This is a genomic window from Glycomyces amatae (assembly GCF_020991375.1).
Taxonomy (GTDB): domain Bacteria; phylum Actinomycetota; class Actinomycetes; order Mycobacteriales; family Micromonosporaceae; genus Glycomyces; species Glycomyces amatae.
Genome location: NZ_JAJLQZ010000013.1, coordinates 78955 through 95815, shown reverse-complemented (window position 1 = coordinate 95815; position 16861 = coordinate 78955). Strand labels below are relative to the sequence as shown.

Annotated in this window: 15 protein-coding genes; 7 read left to right on the top strand and 8 right to left on the bottom strand. The window is 74.2% G+C overall.

Annotation, left to right across the window (positions count from 1 at the left end; translation table 11 throughout):
• Positions 1–140: 140 nt before the first annotated feature.
• Together LO763_RS19125 and LO763_RS19120 are read left to right on the top strand one after the other, a co-directional pair.
• Positions 141–818 (top strand): ABC transporter ATP-binding protein, encoded by a 678-nt coding sequence (locus LO763_RS19125; RefSeq protein WP_369432034.1) that lies wholly within the window; start codon positions 141–143, stop codon positions 816–818.
• A complete protein-coding gene (locus tag LO763_RS19120; RefSeq protein ID WP_230787388.1) occupies positions 815–2008 on the top strand; it encodes an ABC transporter permease in 1194 nt (397 codons plus the stop codon). Before LO763_RS19125 ends, LO763_RS19120 begins: the two co-directional genes overlap by 4 nt.
• Before the next feature lie 40 nt (positions 2009–2048).
• Here the strand turns inward: LO763_RS19120 and LO763_RS19115 are convergent, their stop codons facing one another.
• Positions 2049–3104, bottom strand: a complete 1056-nt coding sequence (locus LO763_RS19115; RefSeq protein ID WP_230787385.1) for a glucose 1-dehydrogenase — start codon at positions 3102–3104, stop codon at positions 2049–2051.
• A gap of 5 nt (positions 3105–3109) precedes the next feature.
• Positions 3110–4906: a glycoside hydrolase family 15 protein gene (locus tag LO763_RS19110; RefSeq protein ID WP_439650306.1), complete on the bottom strand. Its 1797-nt coding sequence runs from the start codon at positions 4904–4906 to the stop codon at positions 3110–3112.
• Positions 4907–5208: 302 nt separating this feature from the next.
• On the opposite strand from LO763_RS19110, the gene LO763_RS19105 reads away from it, so the two are divergent.
• Positions 5209–5676, top strand: coding sequence for an SRPBCC family protein (locus LO763_RS19105; RefSeq protein WP_230787379.1), 468 nt, complete (start codon positions 5209–5211; stop codon positions 5674–5676).
• Between the two features lie 72 nt (positions 5677–5748).
• Here LO763_RS19105 and LO763_RS19100 read toward each other — a convergent pair whose 3' ends face one another.
• The 4 genes from LO763_RS19100 to LO763_RS19085 all read right to left on the bottom strand — a co-directional run bounded on the left by LO763_RS19100 (position 5749) and on the right by LO763_RS19085 (position 9293).
• Positions 5749–6960, bottom strand: coding sequence for an RNA polymerase sigma factor (locus tag LO763_RS19100; RefSeq protein ID WP_230787374.1), 1212 nt, complete (start codon positions 6958–6960; stop codon positions 5749–5751).
• Positions 6960–7352: a YciI family protein gene (locus LO763_RS19095; protein WP_230787371.1), complete on the bottom strand. Its 393-nt coding sequence runs from the start codon at positions 7350–7352 to the stop codon at positions 6960–6962. The genes LO763_RS19100 and LO763_RS19095 overlap by 1 nt, the downstream gene beginning before the upstream one ends.
• Before the next feature lie 91 nt (positions 7353–7443).
• The gene (locus tag LO763_RS19090; protein ID WP_230787369.1) at positions 7444–8121 is read right to left on the bottom strand and encodes a response regulator; all 678 of its coding nucleotides are present in this window, start codon (positions 8119–8121) and stop codon (positions 7444–7446) included.
• Positions 8118–9293: a sensor histidine kinase gene (locus LO763_RS19085; protein WP_230787365.1), complete on the bottom strand. Its 1176-nt coding sequence runs from the start codon at positions 9291–9293 to the stop codon at positions 8118–8120. Before LO763_RS19085 ends, LO763_RS19090 begins: the two co-directional genes overlap by 4 nt.
• Positions 9294–9438: 145 nt before the next feature.
• Here LO763_RS19085 and LO763_RS19080 point away from each other — a divergent pair, with 145 nt between their 5' ends.
• From LO763_RS19080 to LO763_RS19065, 4 genes are all read left to right on the top strand, one after another.
• Positions 9439–10359: an ABC transporter ATP-binding protein gene (locus LO763_RS19080; RefSeq protein WP_230787363.1), complete on the top strand. Its 921-nt coding sequence runs from the start codon at positions 9439–9441 to the stop codon at positions 10357–10359.
• Positions 10356–11153 (top strand): hypothetical protein, encoded by a 798-nt coding sequence (locus tag LO763_RS19075; RefSeq protein ID WP_230787361.1) that lies wholly within the window; start codon positions 10356–10358, stop codon positions 11151–11153. The genes LO763_RS19080 and LO763_RS19075 overlap by 4 nt, the downstream gene beginning before the upstream one ends.
• Positions 11154–11253: 100 nt before the next feature.
• Entirely contained in the window at positions 11254–12474 is a 1221-nt protein-coding gene (locus tag LO763_RS19070) for a hypothetical protein (RefSeq protein ID WP_230787359.1), read from the top strand.
• Complete coding sequence (locus LO763_RS19065; protein ID WP_230787357.1) at positions 12474–13043, top strand: hypothetical protein; 570 nt, start codon at positions 12474–12476, stop codon at positions 13041–13043. Before LO763_RS19070 ends, LO763_RS19065 begins: the two co-directional genes overlap by 1 nt.
• 6 nt (positions 13044–13049) lie before the next feature.
• On the opposite strand, the gene LO763_RS19060 is transcribed toward LO763_RS19065, so the two are convergent.
• Both LO763_RS19060 and LO763_RS19055 read right to left on the bottom strand, forming a co-directional pair.
• Entirely contained in the window at positions 13050–15851 is a 2802-nt protein-coding gene (locus tag LO763_RS19060; RefSeq protein WP_230787355.1) for an Hsp70 family protein, read from the bottom strand.
• A gap of 182 nt (positions 15852–16033) precedes the next feature.
• On the bottom strand, positions 16034–16825 hold the full coding sequence (locus tag LO763_RS19055; protein WP_230787353.1) for a hypothetical protein: 792 nt from the start codon (positions 16823–16825) through the stop codon (positions 16034–16036).
• Positions 16826–16861: the final 36 nt, after the last annotated feature.

The following is a 16861-nucleotide window of genomic DNA, read 5'->3' as shown; positions in this document are numbered from 1 at the left end:
GAGGATGATTTCTCGTGGACGATCAGACTAGCACCGCCGTACGCGTGCGGGCCGACGCCGAAGCGCCCTCGGCCGGGCGGGCGGGTCCGGACGCGGCGCCGTCGCCGGACGCCGAACCCCCGCGACCGGACCCGCCGCCGGTGGTCGAACTCGCCGGCGTCGACCGGACCTATCCGGGGCGGCCTCCGGTGGCGGCCCTGCGCGGGGTGGACCTCACGGTGCGGCCGGGCGAGCTGCTCGCCGTCGTGGGCCCCTCCGGCTCGGGGAAGTCCACACTGCTCAACATCGCGGGGACCCTCGACCGCGCCGACGCCGGGACCGTCCGCATCGACGGCCGCGACCTGTCGGCCTGCTCGGACCGGCGGCTGGCGGCGATCCGCGCCCACCGCATCGGGTTCGTCTTCCAGCAGTTCTTCCTCGCGCCGGGCGCCGGCGCGCTCGACAACGTGGCCGACGGGCTGCTCTACACCGGCCGGCCCCGGCGCGAGCGCCGCGCGGCCGCCGCCGAGACGCTCGAGCGCGTCGGGCTGGGCGACCGGGCGCACCACCGGCCGGGCGAGCTGTCCGGCGGCCAGCGCCAGCGGGTCGCGATCGCGCGGGCGCTGGTGGGCGATCCGGGGCTGCTGCTGACCGACGAGCCGACGGGCGCGCTGGACAGCGCCACCGGGGAGGCGATCGTGGAGCTGCTGGTGGACCTGCACCGCGGCGGGACCGCGGTCGTCGTCATCACGCACGACCCGCAGGTGGCGGCGGCGATGCCGCGGCGGGTGCGGATGCGGGACGGGCGGATCGAGTCGGACGAGGCGGTGCGGGGATGACGCCGGAGCCCTCGCGCCTGCGGGGCGCGGACCTGGCGGGGCTGGCGGCGGCCGGGATGCGGGCGCGGCCCCTGCGGGCGGTGCTGTCGGCGCTGGGGATCGCGGTCGGGATCGCCGCGATGGTGGTCGTGGTCGGGATCTCGGCGTCGAGCCGGGCGGAGGTGGAGGCGCAGCTGGAGCGGCTCGGCACGAACCTGCTGACGGTGAGCCCGGGGCGGTCGATCACCGGCGAGGAGGCGAGCCTGCCGCCCGAGAGCGTGGAGATGGTGGGGCGGATCGGCCCGGTGACGTCGGTGGGCGCGATCGGCGAGGTCGACGCGAACGTGTACCGCAATGAGGCGATCGACCCGAACCGCAGCAACGGCATCGCGGTGTACGCGGCCACGGTGGACCTGCTGGGCACGGTGGGCGGCGAGGTCGCGGCGGGGCGGTTCCTGGACGAGGCGCTCGCGGCGTACCCGACGACGGTGCTGGGGGCGACCACGGCCGAGCGGCTCGGGATCTCGGTGGCGGACGGCTCCGTCGCGGTGTGGATCGGCGACGCGCGCTTCACGGTGGTGGGCGTGCTCGAACCGGTGCCGCTCGCGCCGGAGCTGGACGCGAGCGCCCTCGTCGGCTGGCCCGCGGCCGAGGCGGAGCTGGGCTTCGACGGCGCGCCGACCACGATCTTCGAGCGCTCGCCGGACGAGACGGTGGCGGCGGTGCGGGAGGTGCTCGCGGCGACGGCGAACCCGGAGGCGCCGCAGGAGACCGTGGTGTCGCGGCCATCGGACGCGCTGGCCGCCAAGGCCGCGACGGACCGGACGCTGACGACGCTGCTGCTGAGCCTCGGCGGGGTGGCGCTGCTGGTCGGGGGGATCGGCGTGGCGAACACGATGGTGATCGCGGTGCTGGAGCGGCGCAGCGAGATCGGGCTGCGCCGCTCGCTGGGGGCGACCCGGGCGCACATCCGCCTCCAGTTCCTGGCCGAGTCGATGCTCCTGGCGGGCGCGGGCGGGATCGGCGGGGCGGTCCTGGGCGGCGCGGTCACGGCGGGGTTCGCGCTGTGGCAGGGCTGGCCGGTCGCGATCCCGCTGTGGGCGCTGGCGCTGGCGGCGGCGGCCACGGTCGCCGTCGGCGCGGTGGCGGGGGTGTACCCGGCGGCGAAGGCGGCCCGGTACTCGCCGACGATCGCGCTGAGCTCCTATTGAGCGGCCGGCGCCCCGGGCCGCGGCCCGGGGCGCCGCCTCGTCAGGACTCGAGGTCGATGACCACTTTGACCTCGTCGCCCGAGCTCTTCCCGAAGGCCTGCTCGTAGTCCTCGAGGGCCACGCGGCGGGTGATGAGGCCCTTGAGCCAGTCGTGGTCGGCCTCCAGGAGGTACTCGGCGGCCTTGTTGAAGTGCGAGTGGTTCGCGTTGACCGAGCCGACGACGACGTCGTTCTCCAGCACCAGCTCGCGGTTCAGCGCCCCCGCGTCGACGTCGATCGTGCGCCCGGCGGGCGAGACGCCCGTCAGGCAGGTGACCCCGTACGCGCCGGTCGCGGCCATGGCCTCGAGCACGAGCGCGTTCGCGCCGGTGGCCTCGATGACGATGTCCGGCTCGGTCCCCTCGATCGCCTTCGCGAGGCCGTCGGTGTGGTAGGTCGCCCCGAGCGCCTTGACGAGCTTCGGCTTGGGCCCTTCGGTGTTGCGGTCGAGGACGTGCACGTCGAGGCCGCGCTGGGCGCCGACGAGCGCGGCGAGGAGGCCGATCGGCCCGGCGCCGGTGACCAGGACCGACTTCGGCTCGAACCAGGAGCGGCCGCCGACCTTGTCGACCTGCTCCCACGCCTTGGCGAGCACGCTCATCGGCTCCATGAGGACGCCCACTTCGGTGAGCGCGGGGTCGAGCTTGATCGCGTAGTCGGACTCCACGACCCAGGCCTCGCTGCCGTAGCCGTGGATCTCCTTGATGCCGCGCTCGGTGTACTCGCCGTTGCGGCAGTTGTCGAACAGGCCGCGCGCGCAGGCGCCGCACGGGACCGGGTCGGGGCGGCGCACGATGCCGACGACGAGGTCGCCGGAGGCGAAGCCGCTGCCCTCGGGGGCCTCGCGGACCCGGCCGAGGGACTCGTGCCCGATGACGAGCCGGTCGGACCCCTCAGGGGCCCAGCCGTACTCGCCGTTCGCGAGCTCCCTGTCGGTGCCGCACACGCCGAGCGCGATCGCGTCCACCAGCAGCTCGCCCTCCGCGGGCGCCGGCTCGTCCATCTCCACCAGCTCCAGCGAGCCCTGCTGCTCGGGCTTGACGGTCAGTGCGCGCATGGCGCTCACCCCTTCCCTTCCGATGTGCCCTGCCGCTCGACGGCGTGCGGGTCCTTGGCCGAGTGCGCGCCGCTGAGGCGGCGCGCCGAGTTCACCAGGCCCACATGGCTGTAGGCCTGCGGGGTGTTGCCGAGGTGGCGGCCGGTGCGGGGGTCGTACTCCTCGCTGAGGAGACCGAGGTCGTTGCGGGTCTTGAGGAGCCGCTCGAACAGCTCCCGGGCCTCGTCGGCGCGGCCGATCCCGTGGAGGGCGTCCACGAGCCAGAACGTGCAGGCGAGGAACGCGCCCTCCTTGCCGGGCAGGCCGTCGACGCCGCTGTCGGCCTCGGTGTCGTAGCGCAGGACGTACTCGCCGTGGGCCAGTTCGCGCTGGACGGCCTCGACGGTGCCGACGATGCGGGGGTCGCTCCACGGCAGGAAGCCGACCTGCGGGAGCAGCAGGAGGGCCGCGTCCAGGCCCTTGGACCCGTAGAACTGGGTGAAGGTGTTGCGGGAGGCGTCGAAGCCCTGCTCGCAGACCTGGGCGTGGACGCGGTCGCGCAGCTCCCGCCACCGCTCGACCGGGCCGTCGAGGCCGAAGCGCTCGACGGCCTGGACGGCGCGGTCGAACGCGGCCCAGGCCATGACCTTGGAGTGGACGAAGTGGCGCTGCTCGCCGCGGACCTCCCACAGGCTGTCGTCGGGGCGGTCCCAGTTCTCGGAGACGAACGCCATCAGCGCCAGCTGGAGGTCCCAGGCGTCCTCGTCGGGCATCCCGTCGGCCTGGCGCGCGAGGTGCAGCGCGTCGATGGTCTCGCCCCAGACGTCGAGCTGGAACTGGCGGGTGGCGGCGTTCCCGATGCGCACGGGGGCCGAGCCCTCGTAGCCGGGGAGCCAGTCGAGGACGTTCTCGGGCAGCCAGTGCAGGCCGTCGAGGCCGTACATGATCTGGAGCTCGGCGGGGTCGCCGGCGGCGGCGCGCAGCAGCCACTGGCGCCAGGCCTTGGCCTCGGCGAGGAAGCCGGTGCCGAGCATCGCCTGGAGGACGAACGAGGCGTCGCGGAGCCAGCAGAACCGGTAGTCCCAGTTGCGGACGCCGCCGATCTCCTCGGGGAGGGAGGTCGTGGCGGCGGCGAGGATGCCGCCGGTCGGGGCGTAGGTGAGGGCCTTGAGGGTGATGACGGAGCGGCGGACGGCCTCGCTCCACTCGCCCTCGTAGCGCAGGTCCTCGATCCAGTCGGTCCAGAACGCCTCGGTGTCGGCGATCGCGTCCAGGGCGTCGGGCTTGGGAGGGCGGTCGTGGTGGGAGGGCTGGTGGGTGAGGACGAACGTGACCTTCTGGCCCTCGCCGACGCTGAACTCGGCGTGCGCGGCGGCGTCCTCCAGGACGAGCGGCACGTCGGCGTCGAGCCAGGCGGCGTCGGGTCCGGCGATGGCGGAGAGGTGCCCCTCGTGGCAGCGGACCCACGGGGTGACCTTGCCGTAGCCGAACCGCAGGCGCATCTCGGTGCGCATGAGGACCCGGCCGCCGAGCCCCTCGACGACGCGGACGACGTCGGCGGCCTCGCCGCGGGGCGGCATCGCGTCGGTGACGCGGACGCTGCCCTGGGGGGTGTCCCACTCGGTCTCGAGGATGAGGGTGTCGCCGCGGTAGCGGCGGCGGGTGCAGCGGCCGCCCTCGGCGGGGCCGAGGCGCCAGGAGCCGTGCTCGTCGCCGCCCAGGAGGGCGGCGAAGCAGGCCGCGGAGTCGAACCGCGGCAGGCACAGCCAGTCGATGGAGCCGTCCGAGCCGACCAGGGCGGCGGTCTGGAGGTCGCCGATCATGCCGTATTCCTCGATGCGCAGCGCCACGTCGGCGCCTCCTCTCGTTCGCCCCGTACCGGTTCCCTCCCAGGCTTACCCGATCGGCCCGTTCGTACGCCCGTCGCGTTCGCGCACGGGCGTCATTGTCCCATCGGGCCGGTCGGCGCAGCCCGGATTCGCCGAACCGGGGACGGGCGGCCGCGCGGCGGTCAGAGTGACCCTGGTCCCGGTCGGGGCCCGATCGGGGCCGGGGACGTGTCGTCTCCGCCCGAGCGGGTAATCGACCGGGGACAGACGATCCACGACAGAAGGAGTTGGGTGCCATGGGCGCCATCACCGAATCAGTCGACGTCCACGTCCCCGTCTCGACGGCGTACAACCAGTGGACGCAGTTCGAGACCTTCCCTTCGTTCATGGAGGGCGTCGAGTCGATCACGCAGCTCGACGACACGCATCTGCACTGGGTGACGAACGTCGGCGGGGTCACCCGCGAGTTCGACGCCTCGATCACGGAGCAGCACCCCGACGAGCGGGTGGCGTGGAAGTCCCTGAACGGGCCCACGCACGCCGGTGTGGTCACCTTCCACCGGCTCGACGACGACAACACGAGGGTCACGGCCCAGATGGACCTGGACCCGGAGGGCTTCGCCGAGAAGGCGGCCGACAAGCTCGGCGTCCTCAACCGGCGGGTCAAGGGCGACATGGAGCGCTTCAAGGACTTCATCGAGAACCAGGGCTACGAGTCCGGCAGCTGGCGCGGCGACGTCCCGCCGCCGGGCTCGGCCATGTGAGACCCGGGGGCGGGTGGAACCGGGGGCGCGTCCGCGCCCCCGGTTCGTCGCGTCCGGGCCCGCGGCGGGGCGTCACCGCTGGTCGAGGGCCCGGGCCCGGCGCGACAGGTACCGCTGCTCGGGCGTGCTCGTCGTGAGCCGGGACGCCTCCCGGTAGGCCTCCCGCGCCGCGGCGACGTCGCCCGCCTGCTCGTGCAGATGGGCCCTGACGGCGTGCAGGCGGTGGCCGCCGCGCAGCTTCGGGTCCTCCAGCAGCGGTTCCAGCAGCCGCAGGGCCCGCTCGGGGCCGTCGGTCATCGCGACCGCGACGGCCCGGTTCATCGTCACCACCGGCCCCGGGGCGATACGGTCCAGCATCCGGTAGAGCTCGGCGATCTGCGGCCAGTCGGTGTCCCCGTACGCGGCGGCCTCGTCGTGCACGGCGGCGATCGCCGCCTGGAGCTGGAAGGGCTCGACGGGGCCGGCCGGCAGGGCCCGCTCCAGCAGCGCGGTCCCCTCGGCGATCTTCGCCCGGTCCCAGCGGGAGCGGTCCTGCTCGGCCAGCGGCACGAGCTCGCCCCGCTCGTCGGTGCGGGCGGCGGCGCGGGCGTCCGTCAGCAGCATCAGCGCCAGCAGTCCCGCCGTCTCGGTGTCGCTGGGGAGGCGGGCGCGGAGTTCGCGCGCGAGCCGGATCGCCTCGCCGGTGAGGGAGACGTCGACCAGCGCCGGGCCGCCGCTGCGGGTGTAGCCCTCGTTGAAGACCAGGTACAGCACCTGCCGCACCGAGCGGACGCGGCCGGGCAGGTCGTCCGCGGCGACGTCCCGCAGGCGCGCGCCGGTCCGCGCCAGCGTCGCCTTCGCCCGGCTGATGCGCTGGGCCGTCGTCGCCACCGGCACCAGGAACGCGGCGGCGATCTGCTCGGTCGTCAGGCCGCCCACGGCGCGCAGCGTCAGGGCGACCCGCGAGGCCTCGGACAGCGCCGGGTGGCAGCAGAGCAGGAGCACGTGGAGCGAGTCGTCCCGGTCGACCGGTTCGGCGGCCGGCCCGCGGGCGGCGTCGCCGACCTCGCGGGCGGCCCTGGCCCGCGCGCTCCGCCAGCCGTCGACGAGCCGCCGGGAGGCGGCCCGGATCAGCCAGGCCCGCGGGTTCGCCGGGAGGCCTTCGCGCGGCCAGTGGACCGCGGCCGCGAGCACCGCCTCCTGGGCGGCGTCCTCGCAGGCGTCGAAGTCGCCGTAGCGGCGGACCAGCGCCCCGAGGACGTGCGCCGACTCGCGCCGCCACACTTCATCGAGGCCCCCTTCCATCAGCCCTCCTCGCCGCCGGGCCACATCGCGGGCCGCAGCTCGACCGTCTCGCCCGGCCCGGAGAAGACCCGCGCGATCTCGCGGGCGCGCTCGGGCCCCGAGACGTCGATGAGGAAGAACCCGGCCAGGTGCTCCTTGGACTCGGAGTAGGGGCCGTCGGTCGCCAGCGGGCCGCCGTCCTTCCAGCGGTAGAGCGTCGAGGTGGTCGGGTCGCCGAGGGCCTCGCCGGTGACGAGCTCGCCGTTCTCGTGCAGCTCGCCCAGGAGCGCCTCGAACTCGGCGTTCAGCCGCGCGCGCTCGGCGGCGGGCAGCGCCTGGTTCTCGGCGACGAACTCCCCCGTGGGGTGCCCCCACGGCTGCGGGTTCGAGTGGATCAGGACGACGTACTTCATGTCGGTCTCCCCTGCAGGTGCCGGCGGTTCCGGCGTTCATGTGGGACGACGGAGCCGCTTCGCGGTTCTCGACATCCTCCCGGAAGTTCTTTCACGGGACCGGGTCGCCCGGCCTGACCAGGCCCGTCTGGTAGGCGATGACCACCAGTTGGGCCCGGTCGCGGACCCCGAGCTTGGTCATCGCCCGGTTGACGTGCGTCTTCGCGGTCAGCGGCGAGAGGTAGAGCTTGGCGGCGATGTCGTCGTTCGACAGGCCGTGCGCGGCCAGGGCGAGCACTTCGCGCTCGCGCTCGGTGAGGACCTGGAGCGGCTCGGGCGAGGGCAGCGGGCCGGGCTCGGCCTGGGCGAGGAAGCGGCCGATCATGCCCTTGGTCGCGGCGGGCGAGAGCAGCGCCTCGCCGGAGGCGACCACTTTGATGGCGCGGACCAGGTCCTCGGGCTCGACGCCCTTGCCGAGGAAGCCGCTGGCGCCCGCGCGCAGGGCGAGGACCACGTTGTCGTCGTTCTCGAAGGTGGTGAGCACCAGGATGCGCACCCCGGCGAGGTCGTCGTCGGCGGCGATCCGCTTGGTCGCCTCGATGCCGTCGACCCCGGGCATCCGGATGTCCATGAGGACGACGTCGGCGCGTTCGGAGCGGGCCAGCTCGACCGCCTCGCGCCCGTCGACGGCCTCGCCGACGATCTCGAGTTCGGGGTCGGAGCCGATGATGAGCGAGAACCCGGCGCGGATGAGCGCCTGGTCGTCGGCGAGCAGGACGCGGATGGTCACGGCGGCTCCTCTGCGGTGGCCGGCAGCTCCGCGTGCACGGCGAACGTGCCGTCGCCGCCGCGGCCGGCGGTGACGGTGCCTCCGGCCGCGGCGGCGCGCTCGCGCATGCCGACGAGGCCGTAGCCGGTGCCCCCGCCGGAGGCGGCGGCGGTGTTGCGGACGTCGACGACGACGGCGGCGGGCGTGTAGGCGACGTCGAGCCGGGCCTTCCCCGTGCCGTGCTTGTGCGCGTTCGTCAGCGACTCCTGGACGATGCGGTACGCGGCGAGGTCGACCACGGCGGGCAGCTCCCGGGCCTCGCCGCGCTGCCGGTGCTCGACCTGGAGCCCCGCGGCGGCGAACGCGTCGAGGAGCTCGGCGAGCCTGGCGAGGCCCCGGGTCGGCTCGGTCGGCGGCGCGAGCTCGTCGGGCCCGCGCAGGACCCCGACGACGGCGCCGAGCTCCTTCATGACGGTGTCGGCGGCGCGGCGGATGTGCCCGAGCGCGGGCTCGACCGCCTCGGGCCGGGTCTTGAGGACGTGCGCGGCGGCCCCGGCCTGCACGTTGATGACCGCGATGTGGTGGGCGACCACGTCGTGCAGCTCGCGGGCGATGCGCAGTCGCTCCTCGGCGACCCGGCGCAGGGCCTCCTCCTCGCGGGTCTCCTCGGCCCGGCGGGCGCGCTCCTCGACCTCGGTGATGTAGGCGCGGCGGCTGCGGGCGGCGTCGGCGATCGCCACGATCGCGATCGGCCAGGCGACGGCGCCAAGGTTGGAGGGGTCGCTCCAGCCGCCGGGGGTGAACAGGCCGCCCGCGAGGTACATGGCCGCGATGCAGGACGCGGCCACGAGCCACGCGCGGCGCCGGCCGGTGCGCCGGACGAACGTGTAGGCGGCGATCATCCACGGCACGATCAGGAGCGGGTGGCGGTCCCCGGTGGCGACCATGACGACGATCAGGACCGCGGTGGCGAGGATCAGGACCCGCTCGGGCCGGCGGCGGCGCAGCGTCAGGACGGCGAGGGCGGCGGCGGCCGCGACGAGGTAGGCCCAGTCGGGTTCGACGCTCTCCGACCGGGGGTGCTCGCCGAAGAAGGCGCCCATGGTGAACAGGCCGACGAACAGGACCGCGAAGGCGGCGTCGGCGGCCGTCGGGTGCGCTCGCACCCGGTCGCGGACCGTCCCCCATGCCATGCCCCAGATCGTACGTGGCGGCGGGTCCCCGGGGCGTCGTCCGTTCGCGGTAACCGCGGGCGGGCGGGGTACCGCGGATGCGGTAGGTCAACGGCCCGCGTCCGGACGACGACGATGACAAGGCCCGGTCGCGAGACTGGACCGCATGATCGAAGTACACGAACTCACCAAGCGCTACGGCGACACCACCGCCGTCGACGGGCTCACCTTCACCGTGGAGCCGGGCGTCGTGACGGGGTTCCTCGGCCCCAACGGCTCCGGGAAGTCGACCACCATGCGGATGGTCCTCGGGCTGGACCGGCCGACCTCCGGCACCGCCACGGTCAACGGCCGCCCGTACGCCGAGCACCCCGACCCGATGTTCCAGGCCGGTGCCCTGCTCGACGCGAAGGCCGTCCACACCGGACGCACCGCCTACCACCACCTGCTCGCCCTCGCCGCGACCACGGGCGTCCCGCGGTCCCGCGTCGACGAGGTGATCGACCTCGTCGGGCTGCACCAGGTGGCCCGCAAGCGGGTCGGCGGGTTCTCCCTCGGCATGGGCCAGCGGCTCGGCATCGCCTCGGCGCTGCTCGCCGACCCCGAGGTCGTCATCCTGGACGAGCCCACGAACGGGCTCGACCCCGAAGGCGTGCTGTGGATCCGCAACCTCATGCGGGACCTGGCCGACCGCGGCCGGACCGTGTTCGTCTCCTCGCACCTGATGAGCGAGATGGCGCTGACCGCCGAGCACCTGATCGTGATCGGCAGGGGCCGCCTGATCGCCGACGTCTCGGTGGGCGAGTTCATCGAGAGCGCCGCCGACGAGAGCGTCCGGGTGCGGTCGCCGCACGCGAACGCGCTGCACGACCTCGTCGCCGGGCCCGGGACCACCGTGCTCAGCGTCGACCGGGGCCTGTTCGAGGTCACGGGCCTGTCCGCCGAGGAGATCGGCGACCGGGCCGCCGCCGCAGGGCTGGCGCTGCACGAACTCACCGTCGTCCGCCCGTCCCTCGAGGAGGCCTTCATGGAGCTCACCAGGGACGCCGTCGAATACCAGTCCGCCACGATCGGAGCCTCGCGATGACCGCCGCAGCCCTCGCCCTCCCCCGCAGGCGGGTCAGCCTGCCGCGGGTCGTCAAGAGCGAATGGATCAAGTTCTGGTCCGTGCGCTCGACCCTCATCACCCTCGGCGTCGCCGTGCTGCTGCTCGTCGGCGTCGGGATGCTCGCCTCGTCGTTGTACGGCACCCCCGAGCAGAGCGGCCCTCCCGGCAACGAGCCCACCGACCCGGTGAGCGCGAGCCTCACCGGCACGAACTTCACGCTGCTGGCGTTCGGCACGCTCGGCGTGCTGGTCATGGCCGGGGAGTACAGCACCGGGATGATCCGCTCCTCGATGGCGGCCGTCCCGAGGCGCCTGCCGGTGCTGTGGGCCAAGGCCGCCGTGTTCACCGCCGTCGTGTTCGCCGTCGCGCTGGCCGCCTCGGCGGTGGCCTTCACCGCGGGCCAGGCCGTGATCGAGGACGGCGCGTCCTGGTCCGACCCGGGCGTGGCCCGCGCGGTGGTCGGGACCGCGTTCCTGCTGACCGGCTCGGGGCTCCTCGGCATGGGGCTCGGTGCGCTGCTGCGCTCCACGCCCGGCGCGATCACCACCCTGTTCGGCGTCATGTTCCTGCTCGCCATGGTGGCGGCGCTGCTGATCCCGGACAGCTGGAGCGACGTCGTGCGGTACCTGCCCTCCGAGGCGGGCGACGCGTTCACGGCCGTGACGCCGCAGGAGGGCGCGCTCTCGCCGGGGGCGGGGCTGGCCGTCTTCTGCGGCTACATCGCCGCCGTCCTCGGCGGCGCCGCCTGGCGCGTCAAGCGCACGGACGTCTGACACCGCGGCGCGAGGCCCCGAAACCGCTGGTTCCGGGGCCTCGCCGCGCCGCAGTATGCTGGCCTTCAATCAATCGGCGCCCCCTCACGAAAGCGACATCATGGGTGATATTCCAGTAGTCAGCACGGGTTCGAGCCTGGCCCAGAACATCTGGGGGACGATCGCCGGCGACGACCGGATCTCCTCGGCCTCGGCCATCCCCGGCGAGATCATGGGCCTGGGCATGGAGGTCCTGGGCGCGATGAAGGACCCGGTCTTCGCCCTGGCGTCGGCCGGTCTGAGCATCGTCCTGGAACTCGTGGACCCGTTCAACGAGGCGATCGAGTACGTCTCGGGCTCCCCGGGCGACATGGAGCGCGTCGAGCAGGCGTGGGGCGAGGTCTCGAGCTCGCTCCAGACGCTCTCCTCGGACACCAGCTCTGCGGTGGGCGCGAACCTCAACTCCTGGCAGGGCCAGGACGCGACCGCCGCGGCCGAGCAGCTCGAGGCGCTCGCGGCGGCGATCGCGGCCGCGGCCAACGAGGCGTCGAACGTGCAGCAGATCGTCAGCTGGTGCCGGATGCTGGCCGAGGCGATCAAGGCGCTCATCGAGTCGATCCTCGCCGAGCTGGTGGCGTGGCTCATCACCCGGGGCCTCATCGCGCTCGCGACCGGCCCGTGGTCGTTCGGCGCGAGCATCGCCACGTACGTCCTGAGCGCGTTCTACAAGGCGACCTCGATGTTCCTGCGGGTCATGAACAAGATCAAGACCACCACGGGCATCTTCGGCAAGATCCTCCGCGTCCTGGTCGACCAGGGGCTCAACCGCAAGGGCGCGTTCCACGTCTCCCCCGGGCAGATCTTCGGCCTGCGCGACGGCATGGGCTACGCGCTGTGGAAGGGCGTACTCGTCAAGGCGGCCGTGGGCGCGGGCGCGAGCCTGGCCGCCAACGCGCCGCAGGCGGCGATGGACCAGCTCGGCGCGATGACCGCCGGGGGCTCCGGCGGCGGGGCCGGGGGCGGCGGCGCGATCAATGTGGACCTGGACGAGCTCGACGGCCTCCAGTCGGCGCTCCAGGGCCTCGCGGGGCAGGCGGGCCCGATCCAGTCGCAGGCCTCGGAGACCATGGCCGAGGAGGCGACCTGGGGCGTCCCCGGCTGGGTGGGCCTGGAAGGCCACTACATGTCGACGGCCGAGGGCCTGGACGAGGCGATCGGCGAGATCGTGTCGGCGTTCGACGGCCAGGCGATGCTCATCGGCGAGTGCCGCGCCGACCACGCCGCGGCCGACCAGGAGGCGGCCGACGCGCTGAACAAGCTGCTCAGCGAGTTCAACTCCTGATGAGCGGCCGCGAGTACGACCTGTACGAGGACGCTCGCAGCCTGGTGACCGGGCAGTGGCTCCGGGAGGGCGAGCGCCTGCGCGGATTCGCGGCCACCAAGCGCGGCAACTACCAGTCGGATATCCGCGGGCATCCTTCGGCGGCGTGGAAGGCGATGACCGCGGCGGGCTGGGCGGCGGCGAAGCTCCTGAGCCCGTTGGGGCTCCTGACCGGCGCGCCGTACTGGAACGCGGTCCGCCGGTTCGAGGGCCGGCCGCCGGGCCTGGTCGCGTTCGGGGACGGCAAGGGGTGCGAGGCCGCGAGGCTGCTCGGCACCGGGCCGCACCGCGAGGGCGTCTGGGTGCTCTCGCACGACCGGTTCGGCTACGCCGCCGAGCGGCGCGCCGCGCCCGGGCCCGGGCATCCGCCAGGGGCGCTCGTACGGTCCGACACGGTCGTGCTGCTGGACAAGGTCATCGAGGTGCCCTCGGCGCGGTTCGCGTTCGAGGGCGACGTGGAGCGCGAAGGCGCCGTGTACCTCCGCATCCGGTTCCGCGACGGGTCCGGAGTGGACCTCTACAATCGCTGAGCCGTCTCAGAGCCCTGGGACGGTGTAGACCAGGGCCCGCAGGTCCTTGGACAGGACGACGCAGAGGTCCCCGGCGATGGAGGCGTGCTCGGGCAGGTCGGGGCCGATGAGCGCCGGGGCCGTCCGCGCCCCGGTCGCCATGTCCACCACGGCGGCGTGCCAGCCGTCGGTGCCCGAGGCGACCATCACCGCCCGGTCGCCCCGCACGGCGAAGACGAACGAGCCGAGGCCGCCCTCGGCGAGGGACCGCCCTCCGAAGTCCAGCAGCGCGGCGGTGTCGACCGTGTCGAAGACCTGGTTGCCGAAGACCAGGCCGCTCGGGCCGCTGTACCAGTTGTCGTCGAAGGCCCAGTCCACGGGCCGCTCCCAGACCTGCTCGCCGGTCGCGGTGTCGACGGCGATGGTCTTGTACTGGTCGTCCGCGTCGGTGTGGTCGATCGCGGCGCAGACCAGGTGCGGGCCGCAGGGCTTGACGTGCTTGATGCTGTAGGCGACGTCGAGCGGGAGCTGCCAGGACTCGCCAAGGTCGGACAGCGAGTGGGCGATCAGGGTGTGGCGGCCGGGCGAGGCCTCGTCGGAGGCCTTGCCGATGACCAGGTCGTCGAAGACCGTCCAGATGTTGGCGTCGACCGGGATGTCGCCGCTGGTGACGGCCCCGCCGTCGGCGGCGTCGCGGACCGTGCCGGTGCCCTCGTACGGGTCGAGGTCCACGATCCGGTCGCCCGCGAGCAGGTTGTCGTAGAGCGTGTTGGAGTTCGGCGGGGTCGTGCCCGCGGCCTCCTGGCCCTCGTCCCAGACGGTGGCGGCGCGGACGCGGTACTCGTCGATGATGAACAGGTCGTAGGGCCCGCCCTTGCTCCAGACCTCCTCGCCGGTGCGCAGGTCGATCCGGATCGCGGCGTTGTCCTCGAAGCCGTCGCGCTGCTCCACGAGGACGTCGGTGCCGTAGAAGGCGACGTCGTTGCGGACCAGCGGCGACCACGCCCGCTTCCAGAGCAGTTCGCCGTCCTCGAGGGAGGCGACGGCGCGCATGTCCTCGCCCTCGTCGGCGGCCGACGCGGTCGCGTCGATGACCAGCAGGTCCTCGACGACGGTGAGCGCGAGTTCGGTCGGCTCGAGGTCGTAGGCCTGCGTCCACAGCGCCTCGCCTTCGGGCGTGAGGGCGCTGACGACGGTCTCGCCGCCGACCACCTCGGCGAGGATCGCCTTGCCGTCGGCGGCGGCCACCGCGGCCGCCCCGCCCGCGTTGAGCTGCTGCTCGTAGGCGGCGGTCAGGGCCTCGCCGGTGTCGCCGTCGGCGGCGTCGCCGTCGCCGTCGCCGTCGAGGGCGTCGACGGCGTCGTCGATGGCGCCGCCCGGGTCGAGGTCGCCGGTGAGGCCGCCCCAGTCGATCTGGTTGAGCGCGAAGACGACCGCGATCACGATGGCGATGACGAGCGAGGAGACGATGGTGAGCGCGGCGAAGCGGCGCGGCGGCGGGCCGCCCACCGGCAGGGGTCCGGTGTGGACGGGCGGCAGGCCGGAGCCGGGGGCCTGCGGGGTCACTGGCGGGGGGAAGCCCTGGTGCGGGGCCTGCTGGGTCGGGGCGTTCGGCGGCATGGCGCCGGTCGCGTCGGGCCCCGTGGCGGGCGTGGAGGCGCTGCCGGGGGGCGGGACGGGCACGTACGTCACCGGGGACACCGGGGAGACGGGCGGCGACGGCGACGGCGTCGTCGCGGCCGGGGCCTCCGGTTCGGCCAGGGCGTGGCGCAGCGCGCCGAAGGCCACGGGCAGTTCGGGCTGCTCGGGCACGGACGGCGCGATGCCGAAGCGGCCGTGCAGCCTCGTGGCGACCAGCGGCATCCGGCTGGAGCCGCCGACGAGCAGCAGCGCGGTGAGCGCGGCGGGTTCGACGCCCGCGCGTTCGAGGGTGCGGCGCGTCTCGTCGACCGCGCGCGCCACCAGCGGATCGGCCAGGCTGGTGAGCTCGTCGCGGGTGAGGTGCAGGCCCATCGGGTTGTGGCCGGGCAGGGCGACCGGCGCGGTGGAGGTGCGCGAGAGCATCTCCTTGGCCGCGCGCACCTCGCCCCAGAAGGCGAGGCGGTCGCGCAGGTCGGCGGTGGTCTCCGGTTCGCTGAGGCGCTGCCACAGCTCGGGGTCGCGGCCGGCGACGATGCGGCCGAGGTGCGCGGCGAGGGCCATGTCGACGTCGAGCCCGCCGAGGTCGTCGAGGCCGCCGACCGCGAGGGTCCGCAGGCGGCCGTCGTCGGCGCGGCGGACGACGGCCGCGTCGAAGGTGCCGCCGCCGAAGTCGAAGACGACGACGGTGCCGCCGACGGGGATCTCCTGGCCGAGGACCTCGGCGCAGTAGGTGGCGGCGGCGATCGGCTCGGGCAGCAGGCGGGGCTTGGGCAGGCCCGCGATGCCCGCGGCCCGCTCCAGGGCGGCCCGGCGCACCGGCCCCCAGTCGGCGGGGCAGGTCAGGACCGTCTCGGCCGGGCGCATCCCGGAGGCGGCGGCCTCCTCGGCGACGCGGCCCAGGCCGGTGGCGAGCAGCTCCTCGACGGGGACCTCGCGGTCGCCGAGGAGGACCGTGCCGTCGTCGATGCGGCGCTTGGGGTGCGGCTCGAAGCGCGCGGGCTCGGACGCGGCGAGGCGCTGCGCGTCGCGGCCGGTGTGGAGCTCGCCGCTCGCGTCGAGGAACACGCCGGAGGGCAGGAGCGGCGAGCCGTCGAAGATCAGCGAGCGGGGCTCCTGGCCGTCGCGGCCGACGACGGCGACGGTGTGGGTGGTGCCGAGGTCGACGGCGAGCCAAACGGGGGTCTGCACGGTGTCCTACTCACTCGGTCGGGGCCGGGGTCCGAGGCGGGAAGCGCTTGGGACGGAAAAGGGCGGGTCTGGGGCGAATGGTCACTGCGGGTGCGGTCGGCGGTGACCCAACGCGAGGATACAGCGCGCCGGTGACGCCCCGGTCGGCCGCGGCGCCCGGTGGCGCCGCGGCCGACCGGGCCTCAGGGCTGGAGGGCGGTCAGGATGACCGCCTCGGACTCGTCGTAGGGCAGGTAGCGGACCTTGACGACCATGCCCGGCTGGAGCTGGGGGATGGCGCTCGCGTCGATGGGCCTGCGCTGGTCGAGGTCGAAGGTCGACAGGTCGGGGCGGGTGATGCGGAGCCTGACGTCCATGACGGCGCGGTCGCCGCTGATGTCGCCGGTCGGGGTGAGCGCCAGGACGACCGCCTTGGCCTCGGTGCCCTGCTCGGCGATCTGGAGCTGGCGGGGCGTGACCAGGCCCTTGGCGAGGCGCACGCGGTCGAGCGCGGCCTGGAGCTCGGCCTGCGGGGCGTCGGCGGCGATCGCGACCACGCCGTCGGTGCTGCCGGGGCGGTAGCGGACGGGGAGCATCGCGCCGGGGACGACGGCCGCGAGCTCGGTGAGGTCGACGATGGTGCGGGCGACGCCGCGGAAGGACTGGCCGTCCGCGGTGTCGACGTCGAGCAGGATCTCCAGCTGGGGCTGGTCGTTGATGCTCAGGCCGGTCCGGTCGGCGGAGACGACGGTGCCCATGGCGAGCGGGGCGCCCTCGAAGCCCTTGGGGGCGAGGCCGCGCAGCTGGCGGAGGGCGCCGTCGGCCGTGCGGCCGACCGAGGCGGTCGTCGGGAGGACGAAGAGCAGGATGATGGGCCCGACCATCCAGCCGTTGAGCCATGCGAAGGGGTCGTCGCCGCCGAGGCCGGTGAGGACGTACATGACGGTGCACAGGCCGCCGGCGGCGAGGAGGGTCCAGTTGATGACCTTGAACATGGCGGGTTCCTTTCGTTCGGTGGGTTCAGTCTCGGA